At 36.0% G+C, this 808-nt stretch carries 5 tRNA genes; all 5 read right to left on the reverse strand.

Annotated features, from left to right (window positions below):
- Nucleotides 1-15: 15 nt before the first annotated feature.
- Nucleotides 16-88, reverse strand: a tRNA-Phe gene (locus IE142_RS39715).
- 10 nt (nucleotides 89-98) lie between these two features.
- Nucleotides 99-170, reverse strand: a tRNA-Ala gene (locus tag IE142_RS39720).
- An 86-nt stretch (nucleotides 171-256) separates the two neighbouring features.
- Nucleotides 257-329 (reverse strand) — tRNA-Ile (locus IE142_RS39725).
- Nucleotides 330-411: 82 nt separating this feature from the next.
- Nucleotides 412-484 (reverse strand) — tRNA-Val (locus IE142_RS39730).
- Between the two features lies 1 nt (nucleotide 485).
- Nucleotides 486-559 (reverse strand) — tRNA-Glu (locus IE142_RS39735).
- Nucleotides 560-808 lie beyond the last annotated feature (249 nt).

Raw genomic sequence — 808 nt, forward strand, 5'->3', positions numbered from 1 at the left:
AGCATACCCATTTATTGCTCGAGATAAGACTTGAACTTATAACCTAATCATCTTCAGTGATCCGCTCTACCAATTGAGCTTCTCAAGCTATTTTATCTTGGAGTTATCGGGACTCGATCCTGAAATAACGATATGCAAAATCGCCGTTTTACCAGTTAAACTATAACCCCTATCCGAGAAACGATTCGAACGTTTACGACTTGCGTCACTTAAACTTAAGTTAAGACTGTCTACCAATTCCAGCACTCGGATTATTTAAGGCTAAAATGACTTGAACATTTACTCAAACCATCATGAGTGGTTCGCTTTACCGATTAAGCTATAGCCTTTGGTTGCGGATTTAGGAATTGCACCTAAATATTTTGGTCATGAGCCATCTATGTTACTATTACATCAATCCGCATTTATAATTAAGAAATAGGTGACTTGAACACCTGACCTTTCGCGTGTAAAGCGACAGCTCTACCAACTGAGCTAATTTCTTTCAACCCAAGGGAGATTTGAACTCCCGCACTAACAGTGAAAATGTTATGTCTTAACCAAACTTGACCATTGGGTCTTTAATTTTATAGCCCAGTGCAAGTATCGCACTTGCTTCTACCGATTACAAAACGGTTGCATTACTTTTATGCTAACCGGGCTAAATTTAATTTATACGATATGTGAAATATTTAGTATATTAATAATTAGTACTTTATGTCTAAAAATGTTAAGATTAGTACAACTAAAGCCTATTAATCATTAGAACCCCGAAGGGTATATAACAATTATACTCGTAGTGTTCTACTACGTTTAAAAGTATCCTAAA

It is taken from the genome of Streptomyces mutabilis, assembly GCF_014649815.1.
In the GTDB taxonomy this organism is placed as follows: domain Bacteria; phylum Actinomycetota; class Actinomycetes; order Streptomycetales; family Streptomycetaceae; genus Streptomyces; species Streptomyces mutabilis.